This window comes from Mucilaginibacter rubeus, assembly GCF_003286415.2.
GTDB classification, from domain to species: domain Bacteria; phylum Bacteroidota; class Bacteroidia; order Sphingobacteriales; family Sphingobacteriaceae; genus Mucilaginibacter; species Mucilaginibacter rubeus_A.
This window is the reverse complement of sequence record NZ_CP043450.1, coordinates 4338634-4357131: the sequence shown is the minus strand read 5'-3', so window position 1 is coordinate 4357131 and position 18498 is coordinate 4338634. Positions and strand designations below refer to the sequence as shown.

At 41.7% G+C, this 18498-nt stretch carries 20 protein-coding genes; 8 read left to right on the top strand and 12 right to left on the bottom strand.

Annotation, left to right across the window (positions count from 1 at the left end; genetic code table 11):
• Window positions 1-185: 185 nt before the first annotated feature.
• Window positions 186-1136 (bottom strand): Smr/MutS family protein, encoded by a 951-nt coding sequence (locus DEO27_RS17060; RefSeq protein WP_112567720.1) that lies wholly within the window; start codon window positions 1134-1136, stop codon window positions 186-188.
• A gap of 151 nt (window positions 1137-1287) precedes the next feature.
• Here DEO27_RS17060 and DEO27_RS17055 point away from each other — a divergent pair, with 151 nt between their 5' ends.
• Complete coding sequence (locus tag DEO27_RS17055) at window positions 1288-1794, top strand: DUF892 family protein (protein ID WP_112567722.1); 507 nt, start codon at window positions 1288-1290, stop codon at window positions 1792-1794.
• A 278-nt stretch (window positions 1795-2072) separates the two neighbouring features.
• Entirely contained in the window at window positions 2073-3938 is a 1866-nt protein-coding gene (locus DEO27_RS17050) for a M1 family metallopeptidase (protein WP_112567724.1), read from the top strand.
• A 69-nt stretch (window positions 3939-4007) separates the two neighbouring features.
• Here the strand turns inward: DEO27_RS17050 and DEO27_RS17045 are convergent, their stop codons facing one another.
• The 3 genes from DEO27_RS17045 to DEO27_RS17035 all read right to left on the bottom strand — a co-directional run bounded on the left by DEO27_RS17045 (window position 4008) and on the right by DEO27_RS17035 (window position 6034).
• Window positions 4008-4394: a YtxH domain-containing protein gene (locus tag DEO27_RS17045; RefSeq protein ID WP_112567726.1), complete on the bottom strand. Its 387-nt coding sequence runs from the start codon at window positions 4392-4394 to the stop codon at window positions 4008-4010.
• Window positions 4395-4581: 187 nt separating this feature from the next.
• Entirely contained in the window at window positions 4582-4776 is a 195-nt protein-coding gene (locus DEO27_RS17040; RefSeq protein ID WP_090533335.1) for a cold-shock protein, read from the bottom strand.
• 121 nt (window positions 4777-4897) lie between these two features.
• The gene (locus tag DEO27_RS17035; RefSeq protein WP_112567728.1) at window positions 4898-6034 is read right to left on the bottom strand and encodes a GAF domain-containing protein; all 1137 of its coding nucleotides are present in this window, start codon (window positions 6032-6034) and stop codon (window positions 4898-4900) included.
• A 467-nt stretch (window positions 6035-6501) separates the two neighbouring features.
• Here DEO27_RS17035 and DEO27_RS17030 point away from each other — a divergent pair, with 467 nt between their 5' ends.
• Together DEO27_RS17030 and DEO27_RS17025 are read left to right on the top strand one after the other, a co-directional pair.
• Window positions 6502-7152, top strand: coding sequence for an HAD family hydrolase (locus tag DEO27_RS17030; RefSeq protein ID WP_112567730.1), 651 nt, complete (start codon window positions 6502-6504; stop codon window positions 7150-7152).
• An 80-nt stretch (window positions 7153-7232) separates the two neighbouring features.
• Window positions 7233-7997: a hypothetical protein gene (locus tag DEO27_RS17025; protein WP_112567732.1), complete on the top strand. Its 765-nt coding sequence runs from the start codon at window positions 7233-7235 to the stop codon at window positions 7995-7997.
• A gap of 122 nt (window positions 7998-8119) precedes the next feature.
• On the opposite strand, the gene lysA is transcribed toward DEO27_RS17025, so the two are convergent.
• Together lysA and DEO27_RS17015 are read right to left on the bottom strand one after the other, a co-directional pair.
• Window positions 8120-9289, bottom strand: a complete 1170-nt coding sequence (gene lysA, locus DEO27_RS17020) for a diaminopimelate decarboxylase (RefSeq protein ID WP_112567734.1) — start codon at window positions 9287-9289, stop codon at window positions 8120-8122.
• A gap of 123 nt (window positions 9290-9412) precedes the next feature.
• Window positions 9413-10723 (bottom strand): aspartate kinase, encoded by a 1311-nt coding sequence (locus tag DEO27_RS17015; RefSeq protein ID WP_112568145.1) that lies wholly within the window; start codon window positions 10721-10723, stop codon window positions 9413-9415.
• Window positions 10724-11005: 282 nt separating this feature from the next.
• Between DEO27_RS17015 and DEO27_RS17010 the strand changes: the two genes are divergently transcribed.
• The 3 genes from DEO27_RS17010 to DEO27_RS17000 are packed head-to-tail and all read left to right on the top strand — an operon-like array spanning window position 11006 to window position 12512.
• Window positions 11006-11551, top strand: coding sequence for an RNA polymerase sigma factor (locus tag DEO27_RS17010; protein ID WP_112568147.1), 546 nt, complete (start codon window positions 11006-11008; stop codon window positions 11549-11551).
• Window positions 11532-11804, top strand: a complete 273-nt coding sequence (locus DEO27_RS17005) for a hypothetical protein (protein ID WP_112567736.1) — start codon at window positions 11532-11534, stop codon at window positions 11802-11804. Before DEO27_RS17010 ends, DEO27_RS17005 begins: the two co-directional genes overlap by 20 nt.
• A gap of 12 nt (window positions 11805-11816) precedes the next feature.
• Complete coding sequence (locus DEO27_RS17000; protein WP_112567738.1) at window positions 11817-12512, top strand: ATP-dependent Clp protease proteolytic subunit; 696 nt, start codon at window positions 11817-11819, stop codon at window positions 12510-12512.
• A gap of 104 nt (window positions 12513-12616) precedes the next feature.
• On the opposite strand, the gene DEO27_RS16995 is transcribed toward DEO27_RS17000, so the two are convergent.
• The 5 genes from DEO27_RS16995 to DEO27_RS16975 form a co-directional block, all read right to left on the bottom strand.
• Complete coding sequence (locus DEO27_RS16995; protein WP_112567740.1) at window positions 12617-13489, bottom strand: creatininase family protein; 873 nt, start codon at window positions 13487-13489, stop codon at window positions 12617-12619.
• A gap of 106 nt (window positions 13490-13595) precedes the next feature.
• Window positions 13596-15461, bottom strand: a complete 1866-nt coding sequence (locus tag DEO27_RS16990; protein WP_112567742.1) for an ATP-binding protein — start codon at window positions 15459-15461, stop codon at window positions 13596-13598.
• 213 nt (window positions 15462-15674) lie between these two features.
• Window positions 15675-16376, bottom strand: coding sequence for an NUDIX hydrolase (locus DEO27_RS16985; protein ID WP_112567744.1), 702 nt, complete (start codon window positions 16374-16376; stop codon window positions 15675-15677).
• A 167-nt stretch (window positions 16377-16543) separates the two neighbouring features.
• On the bottom strand, window positions 16544-16966 hold the full coding sequence (locus DEO27_RS16980) for a secondary thiamine-phosphate synthase enzyme YjbQ (RefSeq protein ID WP_112567746.1): 423 nt from the start codon (window positions 16964-16966) through the stop codon (window positions 16544-16546).
• Window positions 16967-17071: 105 nt separating this feature from the next.
• Window positions 17072-17407 carry a hypothetical protein gene (locus DEO27_RS16975; protein ID WP_146749969.1) on the bottom strand — a complete coding sequence of 112 codons (336 nt, stop codon included), beginning with the start codon at window positions 17405-17407 and terminating at the stop codon, window positions 17072-17074.
• 156 nt (window positions 17408-17563) lie between these two features.
• On the opposite strand from DEO27_RS16975, the gene DEO27_RS16970 reads away from it, so the two are divergent.
• Window positions 17564-17974: a VOC family protein gene (locus DEO27_RS16970; RefSeq protein ID WP_223817976.1), complete on the top strand. Its 411-nt coding sequence runs from the start codon at window positions 17564-17566 to the stop codon at window positions 17972-17974.
• Window positions 17975-17976: 2 nt separating this feature from the next.
• Here the strand turns inward: DEO27_RS16970 and DEO27_RS16965 are convergent, their stop codons facing one another.
• On the bottom strand, window positions 17977-18372 hold the full coding sequence (locus DEO27_RS16965) for a hypothetical protein (RefSeq protein WP_121809328.1): 396 nt from the start codon (window positions 18370-18372) through the stop codon (window positions 17977-17979).
• Between the last annotated feature and the right edge of the window lie 126 nt (window positions 18373-18498).

The following is an 18498-nucleotide window of genomic DNA, read 5'->3' as shown; positions in this document are numbered from 1 at the left end:
TAAATTAAAGCGAGAGCAAACAAGCCCAGGAACTCAAAGTTAAAACCCTGGCCGTAAAGCCAACTGATATCGCCGTGGTGTATTAAGTTGGAGGATCGATAGGCTACGGCGATTTTTATTGTCGATAGCTATCAGACTTACGAAGTTTTTAAACCTTCGTAAGTCTTTTGAAGCATAATCATTGCCTACTTCAACAGCACTTTGGTTGCTCCGTAACCAAATTTCTCTTTACGGGCATCCATAAAGGTTTGTACTTTTTTATGCCTGCCCAGTTGTTTATGCAGTTCATTGCGCAAGGTTCCGTTGCCGGCACCATGTATAAAAGTAATATCGGGTAACTGGTGAACAATGGCGGCGTCCAATGCCTTGTGGAAATGGGCCAGCTGAATCTCCATAATCTCCGAACTGCTCAAAAACTGGTAATCGTCGCGCAGTTTTTCTATATGCAGGTCAACCTCGCTAACCGGTTTTTCAATTACTATTTTTTCGGTAGGTGTTTCAAAAAAACTTTCCTTTAGTTTTTGCGCGTCAATAACCAGTTCGGGTTCGTCAAGCCTGATCAGCCATCCCGGTTGGTTAAGCAATGGGATGTTCTTTTTAGTGGTCGAAAAATCTTTGGCTTTAAATTTTTCATGAACAGCCAAAGGTGCCGGCGGTTCAATGTTTTGTTTGGTGCTGAATAAAACGCTGAAGATAAATTTGGGCCACACCTGCAAATCGGCCAGTTGCGCCGAATACATGTTTTCAGTTGATTTAGGGGCTACTATCCCTGCAAATTCGCCTTTAAATACTTGCTGTTTATCTGTTGTTAAAGTAACCAGTAACTGAAAAGATGTTTCATTGATGATGTGGAAATGAACTACCGAACTTGCCCGGGTATCGGTAACTACACCTATATATACACCTTTCTGTACAAATTCACCCGGTGTTACAGGCTTTTCATCGGCTGTATTGGTGCTTTTTGTTGTTCCTGCGGGTTGGTACCCATGTACGTAAGTTACCTTGCTGGCCAGCACCGGGATCTCAAAATCGTCATCGCCGGTAACGCCTATCATTTGCTCATCGATGATGCGGGTAACAAAACCTTCCATTTTTTCATCAACAAACCGAACAAAATCGCCTAATTTATATTTCATAGCATAATGTTATTACTGTGCAAAGTTAATTTATCCGGGCACATCCGGCCGATAATAAAACTTGCTTATTTTTAATTAGGTTTAGCAGTAATTGAATGATTAACAGCTTTTAGAAATATCAATTTTAACCATATACATTTATTTTCATACCATGAGCAACAATACCCCTAAAACACTGGATAATGATTTGTTAAAACAAGTATTTGTCCACAATCTAAACCGGATCTATTTTGGTAAATGTTACCTCGATAAACATCTTGAACATCTGAAAAGTCTTGCTTCATTTACGGCACTACAGCAGGGGATACAGGAGTTTTGGGATGATATCAAAAAGCAGATCGACCGGATGAAACAGGTTTATAAACTGATTGACGAAATTCCTTCAGATAAAAACTGTAACCCTATAAAGTCCATTGTTAAAGATGAGTTTTGTCTTGATGAAGCGCAGTCTATTCCTGTATTGCTGGATATGGATATTATGATGTATCTGCAACTACTTGAGCATATTAATATAACCTCATGTCATATGCTTATTATGGTGGCCAAACAGCTTAACTATACTGAGGCTCAGCAACTACTTACCGAATGTAAAGACGAATCAATTGATAATGACGAGCTTTTTACGCTCATTATCAAGGAATATATAGTTGCCGATTAATTATTTGAAAAAAAAGAAAGCCATCCGCATAGCGCAGATGGCTTAAATGTTAGTTATTTAATACCCCTATTAAAATAACTGATAACAAAGTAAAAAAAAATATATCCGATACCGCAAAATATTTATTCATAAATATTCATTGTGACAGCTTTGTTACAAATATGGTATGATATAACGATTTATTAGTAGTTTTTTATCATTGGTTGTATTGATAAATGCTTCCCGCATATCGTTATTTAGTCCAATTGATTTAAATTGGCCACTGAAATTTAAGACTCATGATCAGACCCATTATTTTATCTGCCTTATCCTGCATGGTATTTGTTCAGGTTAAGGCCCAATCCCTGTATATGCCACGCGATATACAGAAGGCATTTAAAAACGAAACCCGATCGGCCGACGGTCGCCCGGGCAAAAATTACTGGCAAAATTACGGCCGCTATAATATCAGCATTACAGCCGTACCTCAAAACCGTACTGTAAAAGGAACAGAACAGATCACTTATGTTAATAACAGCCCTGATACCTTAAAAAAACTTAACATGAAGCTGATCCTGAATATTCACAAACCAGGTTCGGCGCGTTTTGGGGATGCTGGGGCAGACTATCTGACACCGGGTATTCAGTTTGATAATTTTGCAATTAATGGCGAGGTTAAAAAAGTTCCATCTGCCTCAACAAATCAGTATGTAAGTCTAAGTAAACCATTGATGCCGCATGATTCGGTTAAGCTGGATATCGGCTGGCATTTTGAGCTATCTAAGCAAAGTGGCCGCGAGGGTATGATTGATTCAACCACCTGCTACCTGGCCTATTTTTATCCGCGCGTATCGGTGTATGATGATTATAATGGCTGGGACAGGTTGCCTTTCCTTGATGCCCAGGAGTTTTATAACGACTTTAATGATTATACCCTGCACGTAACCGCCCCTAAAAACTATGTGGTTTGGGCTACAGGTACACTGCAAAACCCTAACGAGGTATTGCAGCCGGAGTATGCAAAACGCCTGCAGGCTTCCTTCACCAGCGATTCAACTATTCACGTTGCTTCGGCGGCAGAAATGGCCGCGCATAAGGTAACAGCGCAGAAAGATATGAATACCTGGACCTGGACTGCTAATGACATCAGTGACATGGCCGTAGGTATTAGTGATCATTATGTATGGGATGCAGCAAGTGTTGTCGTTGATGACGCTACAAAACGCCGTGCAAGCATGCAGGCTGCCTTTTTAGATAGCTCTGAAGATTTTCATCACGCCGTACAGGCAGGGCGCCATTCATTAGGTTGGTTGTCGCACAACTGGCCGGGTGTACCTTATCCATTCCCTAAAATGACCTCATTCCAGGGCTTTGCGGATATGGAATACCCAATGATGGTAAACGATAGCCATACCAATGATATCCGTTTTTCGCAATTTGTGCAGGATCATGAAATAGCGCATACGTATTTCCCTTTTTACATGGGTATCAACGAAAGCCGCTACGCGTTTATGGACGAAGGCTGGGCTACCACCTTTGAATTGCTGATAGGGGCCTCAGAAGTTGGTAAGGAAAAAGCTGAAGCATTATACAAAGATTTCCGTGTTGACAGGTGGATCCATGATGCCTCAACTGCCGAAGATCAGCCGGTTATTACACCTTCAAGCGAGCTAAGGGGAGGTTATGGTAATAACTCTTATGGCAAGCCATCATTAAGTTACTTTGCCCTGAAAGATATGCTGGGCGACGAGCTGTTCAAAAAAGCTTTACATGGATATATGGATCGCTGGCACGGTAAACACCCTATTCCGTGGGATTACTTTAACTCTATGAGCAATATCACCGGTAAAAACCTCGATTGGTTTTTTAATAACTGGTTCTTCACCAATTACTACATTGATCTGTCGTTGAAAAGCGTAAGCAAATCATCAGGCGGTTATACCGCAGCAATTAAAAATGTTGGTGGCTTTGTAGTGCCGTTTGATGTAAAGGTTACTTATGCGGATGGCTCAACAGAAAGCATTCACGAAACTCCGGTAGTTTGGGAAAAAAATCAAAAACAGATTTCGGTAGATATCAAAACCACTAAAGCAATCAAATCGGTTACGTTAGATGGCGGCATATTTATGGATGCTGATGAAAGCAACAATACCTGGAATAAATAATAAAAATGTTTATAAATAATAAAACCCGGTCATTGGCCGGGTTTTATTATTTTATGATAGTACTAAATATTATGCGTTTTGTACAGAATTGTTCCAGTCATTAGCAGTTGCTTTAACTTTATCTTTTGCGTTTTCAGCGGCATCGCTGGCTTTGTCTGCAAGATCATGAGCTTTTGATTTTGCAGCATCAACGGCATTATCTTTTGCATCCCAAAGATCGCTTACCGTGCCGCTAAACTTGGTTTTAGCTTTATCAATTACATTACTGCTGTAATCTTTGATTTCACCGGCTGTGTTTTGAGCTTTGGTCTTGGCTGTATCAACCAGGTCATTTATATAGTCTGCAATGTCGCCCCTTAACTCGGTGCCTTTTTCAGGCGCTAACAATAAACCCAAAGCAGCACCAGCTGCAGCACCTACTAATAATGCTGCTATAATTTTTGCTTGATCTTTCATGTTCTTTCTTTGTTTTATGTGTAATCGATTTATGATATTATTGGTTAAACAACAACAATGCCAGTTTTTATTTGAAGATAGTATCCAAATATTAAGTTTATACACATAGCACATTAACAAAAAGTAAGGCAACAAAAAAGGCACCCAAAAAATTGAGTGCCTGGTAGGCTTAATGATTATATTATAATTATATAACTTTTACATTTACCGCGTTAAGACCTTTACGGCCATTTTCAACTTCGTACTCAACGGTGTCGTTTTCGCGAACTTCGTCGATAAGGCCTGTTGAATGAACAAAGATATCCGGACCGCCATTGCTTGGCACGATGAATCCGAAACCTTTTGTTTCGTTGAAGAATTTTACTGTTCCTTGATTTTGCATTATTTTATTTATTAATGCCGCCAAGGTAGATATAATTTACCAAAATCATGCAAGCCCCCGGGCGCAATTTAGATACAAACTAAATAATTAAACAGGATTTATCATGTTAAAAGATTGCCGGTCAGGCTACTATTGCCAAATGATGGCCTTGTATGGTATCCTCCGAATCTTTTACTATCCCTCTGATCTTTTCATCCAGCTCGTTAACGGTATGCTCAATCATATTGAAATAACCAAAGTCGATGTTTTCCATCCGCATCAGGTCTAAAATGCCAAGTAATGATGCCACCGGCCTTCTCAATTCATGCGATTGGATGATGGCTATCCTGTTAAGCGCCTCGTTTTGAATGCTGATTTGTTCCTCGTGCCTTTTGCGTGTGGTAATATCAGTAGAATTAATGGCTACGCCGATAACTTCGCCGTTATTGTCTTTTACCGGGATAAACGAAGTCTCTTTCCAGCAGGCATTAGGTGTATTGGTCTGCAGTTCCCATTCTCGTTTTATAGAACGGCCGGTTAACGCCACTGCAAAATATTTTGAAAAGCTGTGGATCATCGTCGGTTCTGTATAGGCAATGATGTTATCGCCATTGGCCAGTTTTTTATTGTATACACTTTTGATGAACACCGAAGCCGATTTGTTGAATGCCATAACCTCCAGGTTACGGCCAACCAGGATATGAGTATCTTTTGAGCTATCGAAAATTGCTTTCAACTTCATCTCCGATTCGCTGATGGATGCCTTTTGCGATTGGGAATGCTGGTGTTGCTGCTCAAGCGAACGCAGGCTTGAATTAAGCTCCATAAGATTTACCACCTGTTTTGCCAGCGTTTTTAATGACTTGGCCTGCTGATGATTGAGGTCATTGGGTTTAAAATCGATAACGCATAAGCTGCCAAGGGCGTGGCCATCCTTGGTGATTAGCGGAGCGCCGGCATAAAACCTGGTAAGGGGCTCATTAACCACAAGGGGGTTGGTATTGAAACGTTCGTCGTTAAGCAGATCTGGCACTACCAGCACCTTGTTTTGGGCTATGGTGTGGTTGCAAAATGCAACCTCGCGCGGGGTACAGCTAATATGGGTACCGGTGGAGGCTTTAAACCATTGCATATCCGAATCAAGCAAGGTAACCAGGGCAACGGGGGTGCCGCAGATCTGAGCTGCTAATCCTACTATGTCATTTAAATCGACTACAATATCGTTATCCAGATCCTTAAATCTCTTAACGGCACGCAGACGCAGGGGTTCGTCATTCATTGTATAAGATTAGTAGATTTTTAAATATCTAATTCAAAACAGAAAGCATATACACCGGTAAAATATAAGCCTGTTTGTAATGAAATACGCAATGATTTGGCCAATAGATGTATAAATGACAAAAAAAATGAAAATAATTGAGAGTTTAATTATTGCTTAAAGTAAAGATTCTTTGTGATTAAAATATTTCGGATAGAGCACTTTTTTAACCAAACGGTAAGCGGGGAAATGGCAGTAAAAAGCCCTTTAGCTTTTAGGCCAACGGGCTCGCTAAAAAAATAGATCACAGCAAAACAACGCCCACATTATCCGTCTTATTTTTTAGCCACACTCTGTATCGCGTATTCTACATCACATGTGTTTTAAAGAATATACGATGCAGTTAGAAGTTTAGTTTTTAAAAAGCTAAGTTTGCACCGGCAATCGCGATTGTGGTTTGCATCTTCTTATAAAATTGAACAATACAAATGAAGGCCTTTATATTCGACCTTAACGGCACCATGATCAATGATATGCCGTTCCACACTAAAGCTTGGCAATACCTTTTAAATAATGATCTGGGCGGCAATTTTACCTGGGATGAAGTAAAGCCGCAGATGTACGGCAAAAACCAGGAGGTACTGGTGCGTATGTTTGGCCCCAACCGCTTCACTACCGAGGAAATGGATCGTTTATCTATTTTGAAAGAGCAACGCTACCAGGAAGAGTTTTTACCACACCTTGCGCTACTACCCGGCCTGCATGAGTTTTTAGAGAAAGCTTATCAAGCCGGCGTCCCCATGGCAATCGGTTCGGCGGCTATTCCTTTTAATATTGATTTTGTACTGGATAACCTTAATATCAGGCATTATTTTAAGGCAATTGTTAGTGCCGATGATGTGGTATTAAGCAAGCCTCATCCCGAAACATTTTTAAAAGCCGCAAAACTGTTAAACACACTGCCAACTGATTGCCTGGTATTTGAAGATGTGCCCAAAGGCGCGGAGGCTGCCGCTAATGCGGGTATGAAAGCTGTTGTATTAACCACCACGCATCAACAGGATGAATTTGCGGCTTTAGAAAATGTGATCCACTTTGCCGAAGATTTTACAGATGGTTTTTTTAGCAAACTGATATAATAAATCTGCCAGGCTGTTATTTTATTAAAGGATTCATCGTATCATTGTTTAGTTATAAACCTTGATCTGAACCTGTTACGATGAACCTTAAATTAGTTTTTTGCCTATTGGGCATAGCCGCACTGGCCAGTTCCTGTAGCGATCATGTATATGCGCCGGCCCTGCATCGCAGTGATATAGCTTATTTACCTAAGCCGGTATCTGCTGATACCAGCAAATCTGCCACTTATATTACGGCAGGTATTACATATGATACCAATATTAATCCGGCAGACAATCTCACAAGCGGGCAGTTTAACCTGAGCCATGCCAATACCTTTGATCATGTTAACCTGGCCTATGGTGCTTTCGGTGTTTTAGGGAGTTATCATAACGGAGAACTCCAGCCCGGTGATCCATATTATTTCCAGGATAAATTTTTCGGAGCGGGAGGGTTACGCTTATCGGGAGATTATTTTATAAAAGGGAGGAATGTTGATTTTCGCATCATTGGTTTTGAGGCGGTTTACAGTCATGAATTCGGTGATTATGCACGTTTCAGAAAAACAGTAACAAATCAGCCGAATTTTTTCACCGATACCCGTACTGATTTGTTTACGCTTGGCGGAACTACAGAGGTTGTTTTTCATGCAGGCTATAATGCCGAGAAAAAGTTTGGCTTCCGCGTTTTTGCAGGAGGTACTTTTGGTCCCGATAATATTTACAGGAATAAAAACTCCAATTATACCTATTCATCCTTAAACCACGGGATAGTTACCGTAGCCTACTTTATGCAGCTAAAAAGATATGTATTGATAGCCGAGGGTGGGTACTATTTTCAGTTCAGGCTGGGATACCAGTTTTAATTGATAAGCAACGTCATTGCGAGGCACGAAGCAATCTCAAACTATACAGGGCGCACCTGCTTATTGGGGATTGCTTCGTGCCTCGCAATGACGTTGTTTGTGGTTTGAACTACTTAAATAGCTTATTCTGAGTAAACACTACCAACCTTATCACGAAGGTTATAGCCTGAAGCCATTACCTCGCCATAAGCGCCTGCGGTACGCACAGCTATCAGGTCGCCGCGGAATGACTCGGGTAAGCTTACATCTTTCTGAAAGCAGTCGGTACTCTCGCATATCGGCCCAACTACATCATACTTTAAACTTTCGGACTTACCGACTTCCGGACTTTCGGACTTTCTACTTAAGTTTTCTATCTGGTGATAAGCCTGGTAAAGCATCGGGCGAATCAGTTCGGTCATGCCGGCATCCAGTATCAGGAAGTTCTTTTTCTGACCGTTCTTAACGTATAAAACACGTGAGATCAAAGATGCGCTTTGTGCAACCATAGCGCGACCAAGTTCAAAATGTACTTCCTGGCCTGGCTTAACATTCAGGAAGCTTTTAAATACCTGGAAGTAGGCTTCAAAATCGGCTATGTTGTTATCCGGGTTATAGTAGTCAACCCCAAGACCGCCACCTGTATTAAGTACTTTGATAGGGAAACCACGATCTTCAAACCAGTCCTGCATTTCGTTGATGCGGGTACAAAGATTTTTGTAAACCTCCAGATCGGTGATTTGTGAACCAATATGGAAGTGAATGCCTAAAAATTGCAGGTTATCGCATTTACGCAAAGCGGCGGCCACATCCGGCAACTGCCAGGTATTGATACCAAACTTGTTTTCATCAAGGCCGGTTGTGATGAAATGGTGCGTATGGGCATCAACGTTTGGGTTAATGCGGATAGCAACACCTGCCTTTTTGTTTTTGGCTTTGGCAAGGCCATCAATAATAAAAAGCTCCTGAATAGATTCCACATTGAAGCAGAAGATATCGGCATCAAGTGCCAGGTTAATCTCACGGTCGGATTTGCCTACGCCGGCAAATACCACTTTGCTTTTATCAAAGCCATGCTCAATGGCAGCCTTTACTTCGCCACCACTCACGCAATCGGCACCAAAACCATAGGTTTGAATAGTATCAATAACCTTTGGATTAAAGTTTGCCTTCATGGCGTAATGTACATGGAAGCCATGCTTGGCAGAAGCGTCACGGCAGGCACTCAGAGTGTTTTTAAGCACCTCCAGATCGTAATAATAAAACGGAGTATCTAAGCCGTTAAATTTATCTATAGTTTTACTTGTGAACATTGTAGTATATCATCAAATCATGCTGAACCATGCAAATCAGAGAATGCCTGGCCCCTCGCACTGACGTTTAAATTAAAAATTTCAAATGCCCTAATTCCGAAATCAAAAATCCGAGATCCGAAATTAAAACAACCTGTTATGTAAGCTCCTTAATGCTTCTATTTTATCCTCGGTTTTTACCAGTAACGATAGGTTATGATCGCTGCCACCGTATGATATCATCCTCAACGGGATATGTTTAACAGCTTCCAGCACACGTGCCGCGTAACCATGCTTTTCGGCGCCAAAATCACCAACCACACAAATAATGGTTTGGTTTACGTCGATCTCTACCGAGCCATAAGCGTTTAGTTCTTTGGTGATATCGCCAAGGTAAGTAGTATCATCAATAGTTACGGATACACCAACCTCTGACGTGGTGATCATATCTATTGATGTTTTATAGCGCTCAAACACTTCAAATACCTTGCGTAAAAAGCCGTGGGCCAAAAGCATCCTGCTCGATTGGATCTTGATAGCGGTAATGGCATCTTTAGCGGCAATAGATTTGATCTTGTCCTTTTCGCTGGTGTTGGTGATCAGGGTTCCCTGAGCTTTAGGATCCATGGTGTTTAGTAAACGAACAGGGATCTTGTATTTCTGGGCAGGGAAAACACTCTGCGGGTGCAGGATCTTCGCACCAAAATAAGCTAACTCGGCGGCCTCATCAAATGACAACTGGGCTATGGGCTGAGTACCTTTAACAATCCGAGGATCGTTATTGTGCATGCCGTCAATATCCGTCCAGATCTGTACCTCTTCGCTGCGGATACCTGCACCAATCAGTGATGCGGTATAGTCGCTACCACCGCGACGCAGGTTATCAATTTCGCCGTAAGCGTTGCGGCAAATATAACCCTGGGTAATAAACAGGTTCACTTCCGGGTGTTTATCAAGCAATGGAAGCAGGTTTTCGGTAATGTGATCAACAATAGGCTCGTTATCCTCATCTATTTTCATAAAATCCAAAGCAGGCAGCAGTACCGATGGTACGCCAATCTCCTTTAAATAAACATGATAAAGAGTTGTTGACAGCAGTTCGCCCTGTGCAACAATGATCTTATCTTCGATATTGGTAAACAGGTCATTAGCCAGATTGCTCAGCAACGAAAAATGGTAGTCGATAACCTCTTTGCCCTGGGCTAAAAACTCGGGCTTGACAAACAATTCCTTAATAAAAATTTCGTACTTATCCTTCAGGATAGTAATAAGCTGTGCCGCCTTCTTCTTATCGCCGGCGATGTATGCTTGTCCAATTTCTACGAGGCTGTTTGTTGTGCCTGACACTGCCGATAGCACCACCACCTGGCGCTCGGCCGGGTTAATGATGTCAAGCAGCGCTTTCATCCGGGCGGGGCTACCTACTGATGTCCCACCAAATTTTAAAACTTTCATTTTTATGTTGCTGTTACCTTGTTTGAATTGATGTTTGATAATATCATTTTGCTGATTTTCAAGCATCAATATTTGAGGCGCTAAAAATAGCGTTTTAAACTGCTTATCGGTAATTTAATTTAAAGAGCATTGTCCTGCTTCTCCAAAGAAAAGGGTTTAGCATCTTTTTTTGGCGAAGAAAGAAGCCCTCTCCAAAGGAGAGGGTTGGGTGAGGCAATATTTTTTCTAAATTCACGGTGATATATCATCTGTTTTGCGCACTTACTATTAAACGCAATGATCATGGCAAATGAGATAGTTTTTGACGAACCGGTAATGCAAAGGGAAAAACTCATTACAGCGCTTTACAAAAGCGCTTTCCCTGCGGTGGCAAAATATGTAAGCAAAATGGGCGGCTCTTTTGATGATGCAAAAGATGTGTTTCAGGATGCGCTTGTTATCTATTATGAGAAAACAACTACCGGCGAACTTTCCTTAAATACCACTGAAACAGCTTACCTGTTGGGTATAGCCAAACACCTTTGGTTTAAAAAGTTCAGGGATGATAATAACAATCTGCCGCTTGATAGTTATGGGTTTGACATCAGCGATGAAGCCGAAGAACAACCATCGACCAATAAGTTGATGCGCTACCTGGAAACTGCCGGTAAAAAGTGCATGGAGTTGCTAAGTGCTTTTTACTACCACAAACTATCAATGAACGAGCTCGCAGTGTTATTTGGTTATGGTAGTGAGCGCTCGGCTACTGTGCAGAAATACAAATGTATTGAGAAAGTAAGGGAAACAGTTAAAGAACAATCACTGGCTTATGAGGACTTCATTGAATGAGATAAAGGCCATTGATGATCATGTGCTCGGACAGGCCGCACCTGATGAAACGCTGTTGTTCGAAGCCAAACTGATCATCAATCCCGAACTTAAACAAGAGGTGATTTGGCATCAGCAAACCCTTAGCCTGGTGCAGCAATACGGTCGTAATAATTTCAGGGCCGAGATTGAGGCCGTGCATCAAAAACTATTCAGTCAGCCCGAGCACGAAGGTTTCAGGCAAAAGATCATGCGTTTATTTCGCAAACGCTAAAAGCTAAATTTTATGAATATCAATCAAAATGAGTTCCGCAAATACGCGGTGGGGCACCGCCGTGTCCAAAGTTTACATGTCGACAAGTTTATTGCGCAGGTAAATAACAGCAAAATAAACATGGGTATGACGCCTTACATTATGGAAGAGCGCCAGATGAACATTTCGCAAATGGATGTTTTTTCGAGGCTGATGATGGACAGAATTATTTTCCTGGGTACTGCGATAGATGAACAGGTGGCCAACATTATCCAGGCGCAATTACTGTTCCTGCAATCGGCCGATGCCAAAAAGGATATCCAGATCTATATCAATTCGCCGGGTGGTTCGGTATACGCCGGACTGGGGATCTATGATACCATGCAATTTATCTCGCCCGATGTTGCTACCATTTGCACCGGCATGGCCGCCTCCATGGCTTCCACGTTACTTTGTGCCGGTGCCCACGGCAAGCGGGCAGCGTTACCACACTCAAGGGTGATGCTTCACCAACCATCGGGCGGAGCTCAGGGGCAGGAGTCGGATATTGAAATAGCTGCTATACAGATAGCCAAAATGAAAAGGGAACTTTATGAAATAGCAGCCAAACACAGCGGCCAAAGCTATGAACGGATCCACGAGGTATCTGACAGGGATTACTGGATGATAGCCAAAGAAGCCAAAGCTTTTGGAATGATAGATGAGGTGTTGGGAGGGAAGGAGGAGTAACATTAAAAAATGTCATTGCGAGCGAAGCGCGGCAATCGCACGGAGGTATAACCGCCCTGTATAGCATGCGATTGCTTCGCGCAATGACATTTTTTATCTAACTTTTACTTATTCAACGCATCCACTTTGTCAAAAAACTCGTTTTGCAGTTTAATGGTGCTGGTATCTGCCTTGATTGCTTTAAGGGCCTGGATAAAGCTGGCTATTTCATGCTCTGCTATAAATTTACCAAACTCCGGTGTGGCTTTAGCGCCTTCGCCCGCATAGTGGTTGGGGTAAGCGGCATACCACCAGATGGGGGTATAAACATTGGTTAGGTTTAAACGGTGTTGGTTTTCGCCCGATTGCGATGCAGCCCTGTCCATCTTCATTAAATCAGGACGGTAATATAGCATTGAGGCGGTTTCACTTTCACCGGCATGTTGATCTCCCTCAATTGCCGATTTATGCATTTTGCGGTATTGATCTGTGTATTCTTTATCGGCACCATGCGGGTTGTAAAAATACACCGCGTAATTATGCCTTTTGTTGAGTAAGGATTGCATAAAAAACTGAATAAACTCCGGGTTTCCGCCGTGTCCGTTCAGGATTACTATTTTATCAAAGCCATTGCGGGCAATCTCGTCGCAGGTGGCTTCCAGCAAATCCCAGATCACTTTGCTTGGCAGGGCGAATGTTCCGGGTTGGTGACGGGCTTCATTGATCTGCCCGTAAAAATAATCAGGAAATACCACGGCATATTCAGATTTAACCGCGTGCGCCGCCCATTCACGTACATGGATCAGGTCGGTGCCGAGCGGGGAGTGGGGACCATGTTTTTCGAGGATGCCGATAGGCAGGATACAGGTTTTTGAAGATTTTTCGAGTGCTGCCGGAAAATCAGAAGCAACAAGCTCGTCCCAGCGGACGGGGATTTGCTGGGCAAAGGAATAAGCAGAAAGCAGCAACGCTGCAAACAGTAATAAGTACTTTTTCATAAATTATAGGTTTTATAACAGGTTTATAGCAAAAGCATTTGCCCCCGAAATTTACGAACTTAAACTACTGCTTACCAGTGGGTAATTTAAAAATTACAATAGTATATCAACGAACGTTAGGCAGGGAGTAACAGAAAGCCGCGCCCTTTATACGGTTATTCTCCACCCAAATGCGGCCGTTCATTTTTTCGGTAAAATCCTTACAGATCATGAGGGCCACGCCGGCGCCTTTTTCCTTTTCGTTGCTGTACTGCATATTGGCTTTAAAATTAAACAGCAGCTGAAGTTTATCTGGCGAGATACCTTTGCCTTCATCCTGTACGCAAACGGTTACATCCTTATCACTCGACGCGCTTATGGTAACGGTTGAATTATCGGGCGAAAACTTGATGGCGTTATGTATAAAGTTGCGGTGTATAAACTGTACCAGTTCTTTATCGGCATGAATAATAATTGAGGGATCAACTGCATTTATCAGCTTAAGCTTATGATCTTCGCTTATGAGGTTAAAAGGTTGGATGGCTTCATCAATAAGCTCCTTTAATGGCAGCGGAACGGCTTTATAGTCAAAACCCGATAGCTGCTGCTTGATCCATTGCAAAATGTTCTCAAAAATTTCCAGCGAAATATTGGATGAATGCTCCATGGTATCAACCAGTTCCATTAACTCATCCCGGGTAAACGAATCAGCGTCTTTTAATACCGTTGCCAGTGTTTTGAGTGCACCTATGGGTTGCCTGAAATCATGCGCCAGGATAGATACCAAGCGGTTGTTAAATTCATGGTCTATTTCCAGTTTCTCGTTCCTGAGTTGAACGGTACGGTTAAGCTCTTCCAATGTTTGGCCGTGCTTTTTCTTGAGGCGATATAAACGATAGGTGAATATTACAGTAACAGCGGTAATTATGAATAAAATCCCCAGCACAATGGCCAATACCTGCCTGTTCTGGCTCCGGATGGTGATGGCTTCCAATTGCTGGTCTTTCAGGGCATAATCAATATAATCAAAGCCCGATGTATTGGTATATTTCTCTTCATCGTCATATAATTTCAACAGTTTTGAACTATAACGCTGTACCTCAGGCAGGTTGTTTTGAGCGATATAGATATCATACAGTTTTTTTCCGAAGATCTTTTCGTAATAATGATAACCGCTTTTTTCGGCTATGGAAAGTCCTTGTTTATAATAGTCAATGGCTTTGTTGATATTAGGTTCCAGGTACAGATCGCCAAGGTTCATCACTATGTCAAGGCTCAGGTAATAGAGCTCCATGGTCAGGCCATTATTCACAGCTTTTTGTAACAACGCAGCACCTTTTTCGCGTTCGTTGTTTTGCAGGTATAATAAGCCTTGTACCTGGTCGGCTTCAACCAGCATCCGGTTATCTTTAAACCTGGTGCCTATTTCGCGGGCTTTATCTAAATAAATCTCAACCGAATCTTTAGGGATCTGCTCCGGGTACAAGAGCAGGTAATTGCATAATACCAGCGACATGATAGAATCGCGCTGCAGGGTTTTACCCATGTTTATTGCCCGCTTAAAAAAGTTAATCGCTTTTTTATCCTCCCTCTTTTCGTTAAATACCAGGCCAATATTCATTAATCCCTGTATCGTGTTTGAGGTGTCATTTAACTCTTTATACAGGTTATAAGCTTCATTGTAATAGCGCAGCGAAAGCTGCAGGTTGCCCTTGAGGTCGTAAACAATACCTATAGCGTTAAGGGCATCGGCTTTGCCTGCTTTGTAGTTAAGCCGCTCGGCTATGCTTCTGGCTTTTTTAGCATAGTAAAAAGCACTGTCGATGTTTTGTTCGTACATCAGCATGCCCAGCCGGTTAAGCGCGTTTACATACTTAGTACTATCGTGAATTAAAGGCAGGTCTTTTTTTAGCTTATTAACTTCCCTCGACTGGCCGAAACACACGGATACAGCAAGAAGTAGCAATACTAAAAAGCTTAAGGTTTTTTTCATCAACGGATATCAGCAAACAGGCTTTGGGTTTAAATTTAGCCTAAGCCGTTATACGTATCAAAAAACAGTATGGTTGGAAAATATTAAATAAAATAAGAATTGGCTACGGTTAATTAAACTGTTGCACAGCATTATCCAGTTATCGGCAGGTATAAACTGCGGATATTGTTGATATATTATTTAGTTTAAGTTGAACGTTTTACCTGCAAAAGCTTATAAAGAATCGGGATTAGGAATAAAGTTCATAAACGCCTGGAATTTGGCATAGTAGTTTTGCATGTTTAGCTGGTAGTAATAAGCACCTCGTTTTGAGCCTGCCTTATCTTTATCTGCCAGTTTAATAAGCAGGCCGGTGGCCAGTACCCTTTTGCTAAAGTTGCGTTTATCAATTGTGGTATTAAACACACTTTCGTAAAGGGTTTGTAATTGAGGAATGGTAAACTTGGTAGGCAAAAGCTCAAATAAAATAGGGTGCATAGCCGCCTTATAACGGATGCGTTTGCGAGCTTGCTCAACCATTTCCTGCTGGTCAAATATCAGTTTGGGGGCACGTTTAAGCTGAAACCATTCGGCCTGGTAATCGTCGCTGATCTGGGCTTCGTATTTATGGATATCAACCAGTGCAAAGTACGCTACTGATACTGTACGCTCAATAGGATCGCGCTGGGGCTGTCCAAAAGTATATAACTGTTCAAGATACACGCCCTCCAGGCCTGTTAGCTGCTTCAGAATGCGATTGGCACTTTGGTCAAGGCTTTCATCGGGCTGAACAAAGCCGCCCATTAAACTCCAGTTTCCCTTTTCAGGCTGAAAACCTCTTTTTATCAGTAAAATTTTTAAAACTTCGCCATCAAAGCCAAAAATGATACAATCAACAGCTAATAATAACCTTGTTTGCTTGGAGTACTTGAGCATTTATAACAGTAATAAATTTATGGTAAAAACAAATATAAAATAACATTTGATATAAGCCGACAAATTTGCCGGGTTATACCGGTTAAAAAAGTATTAATTTACAATAGTTAGTCAAATGTGTAAATTAATTGTCCTTTTTACAATCATAAATGCTATTTATAATTATTTTATTCTCCCCAGGCGGTTATGATCAGCATGCGGTTGCCGCCATGGTTACGGTGTTCGCACAGATAAATACCCTGCCACATACCTAAGGCAAGCCTGCCGTTGCGGATAGGGATAGTTACCGAACTGCCCAGCATAGCCGCCTTCAAATGAGCGGGCATATCATCGGGCCCTTCGTCATCATGTAAATAATCCGGGTCGTTTTCTGGTACAGCTTTACTAAAGTACATTTCAAAGTCCTGCCGTACGGTAGGGTCGGCATTTTCATTAATGGTTAATGAGGCCGAAGTATGCTGTATAAATACCTGGCAAATGCCGGTTTTAAACTCATGTAGCTGTGGTAGTGCATTGGCCACTTCGGAGGTGATGAGGTGAAAACCCCTTCTGCGTTCCCTGAGCTGAAGCATTTGCTGAACAATTTTCATAAACAGTGTGCTTTATAACGATGCTGCAAACATATCTATAAAGATTGTTCCGTTTTTGTTTTGAATGGCTCGCGTTACTAAAATTATTTGTTTGTTTTATGGCGATCAGGCAACAATTGAGGGATTTATGCTTACAGTTTCGGCAGTAAATAGCCGGTTAATGAATGCCTTTATTTTTTCAAGGAAACTTTTCCTGACTGGTTTTTCAATAGTTTGAATTTGATCATTATCCGGGGGCTTGGGGCTATCCGCGTCCTGCATTTCTTCCAAAACAATTTCGCGGATCTCGGGGTCACGGTTTACAATCTCGTCCAGTTCACTAAGCTCGTTAAACGTAGCTGTACCGTTTTTTTGCCGCTTAATAAGTATCTCAAAGCGGTCCTGGTTAAACGTACGCCTTTCTAATTGCTTGCCGTATTTCATGACATTTATAGTAATCATTTTTATAAACTCAAATTAAGTGCCATGTATATATATTGTTGATTATCAGTATTTTGATTTTGCGTTGAGTTTTAGACTTGCATCATTCTGACACAGGTGTCGTTCGTTTTCGTGCAGGGGGGATTAATGTGTATCTTTAAGTAAAATAACTGTTAGATGAATAGCATCACAAAACAAATACAAGGCTTAGCCCCACTCTTGCAGGTATTTGACATGCCCCTTGCTTTAGGCTTTTACCGGGATGTGCTGGGTTTTGAAGTAGTACAAGCCTCGGGTGAAAGAGATGATGTGGATTGGGTGTTACTGAAGCTCAATAACATAGAACTTATGCTTAACACCGCGTATGAAAAACCAAACCGGCCATCAGAACCAGATGAGTGGCGCATAGCGGCTCATACGGATACGTCGTTGTATTTCGGCCACCCCGATATCGATAAACTGTATAGTTATTTATTAGATAATGGTATGCATCTTAAAGAGCCTCAAATTACAGGTTATGGCTGGAAAGCTATTTACCTGCTTGATCCCGATGGGTATTTGCTGTGTTTTCACTGGCCTGTAAATTAGCCCTACAGCTTTTCGTAATGGTCTTCCGGGCCGTCGGCGGCCAGAGGGACTGTCCCGTAAAATGTTAATATCTTACCATCTATTTTGAAAAATGTGATGCTATTGGCCGCGGTATCGTTATCAAACATGATCTGTTCGTGCGCATTATCATACCTGCGGGTGCGGTAGGTGCCGCTTTTTTTCAGCGTATCTTTATTTAATCGCTGATAAGTGGTTGCTGTAAACACAATAATGTTACCATTGCCTGGTTTTACAGCATTGTAATTTTGAGGAGTAGCGCAATAACAGCTTGAACCGCGATACTCCCATTTGCCAATAAGCTGTTCATTATTAGGTGTTTTATCTTTTTTACAGCTTAGTAAAGCGGCAAACACGCAAAATAAAAGTAGCCTTTTCATATCCTAATGTTTATAATGCTTTACGAAAGGCTGGTAAGAAACGCTACATGTAACCTTAGATAGTAACAGTTTCAATACATAATTTGCAGCGTTGGTTTAATTAAGTATTTTGGTGTAAACCAATCT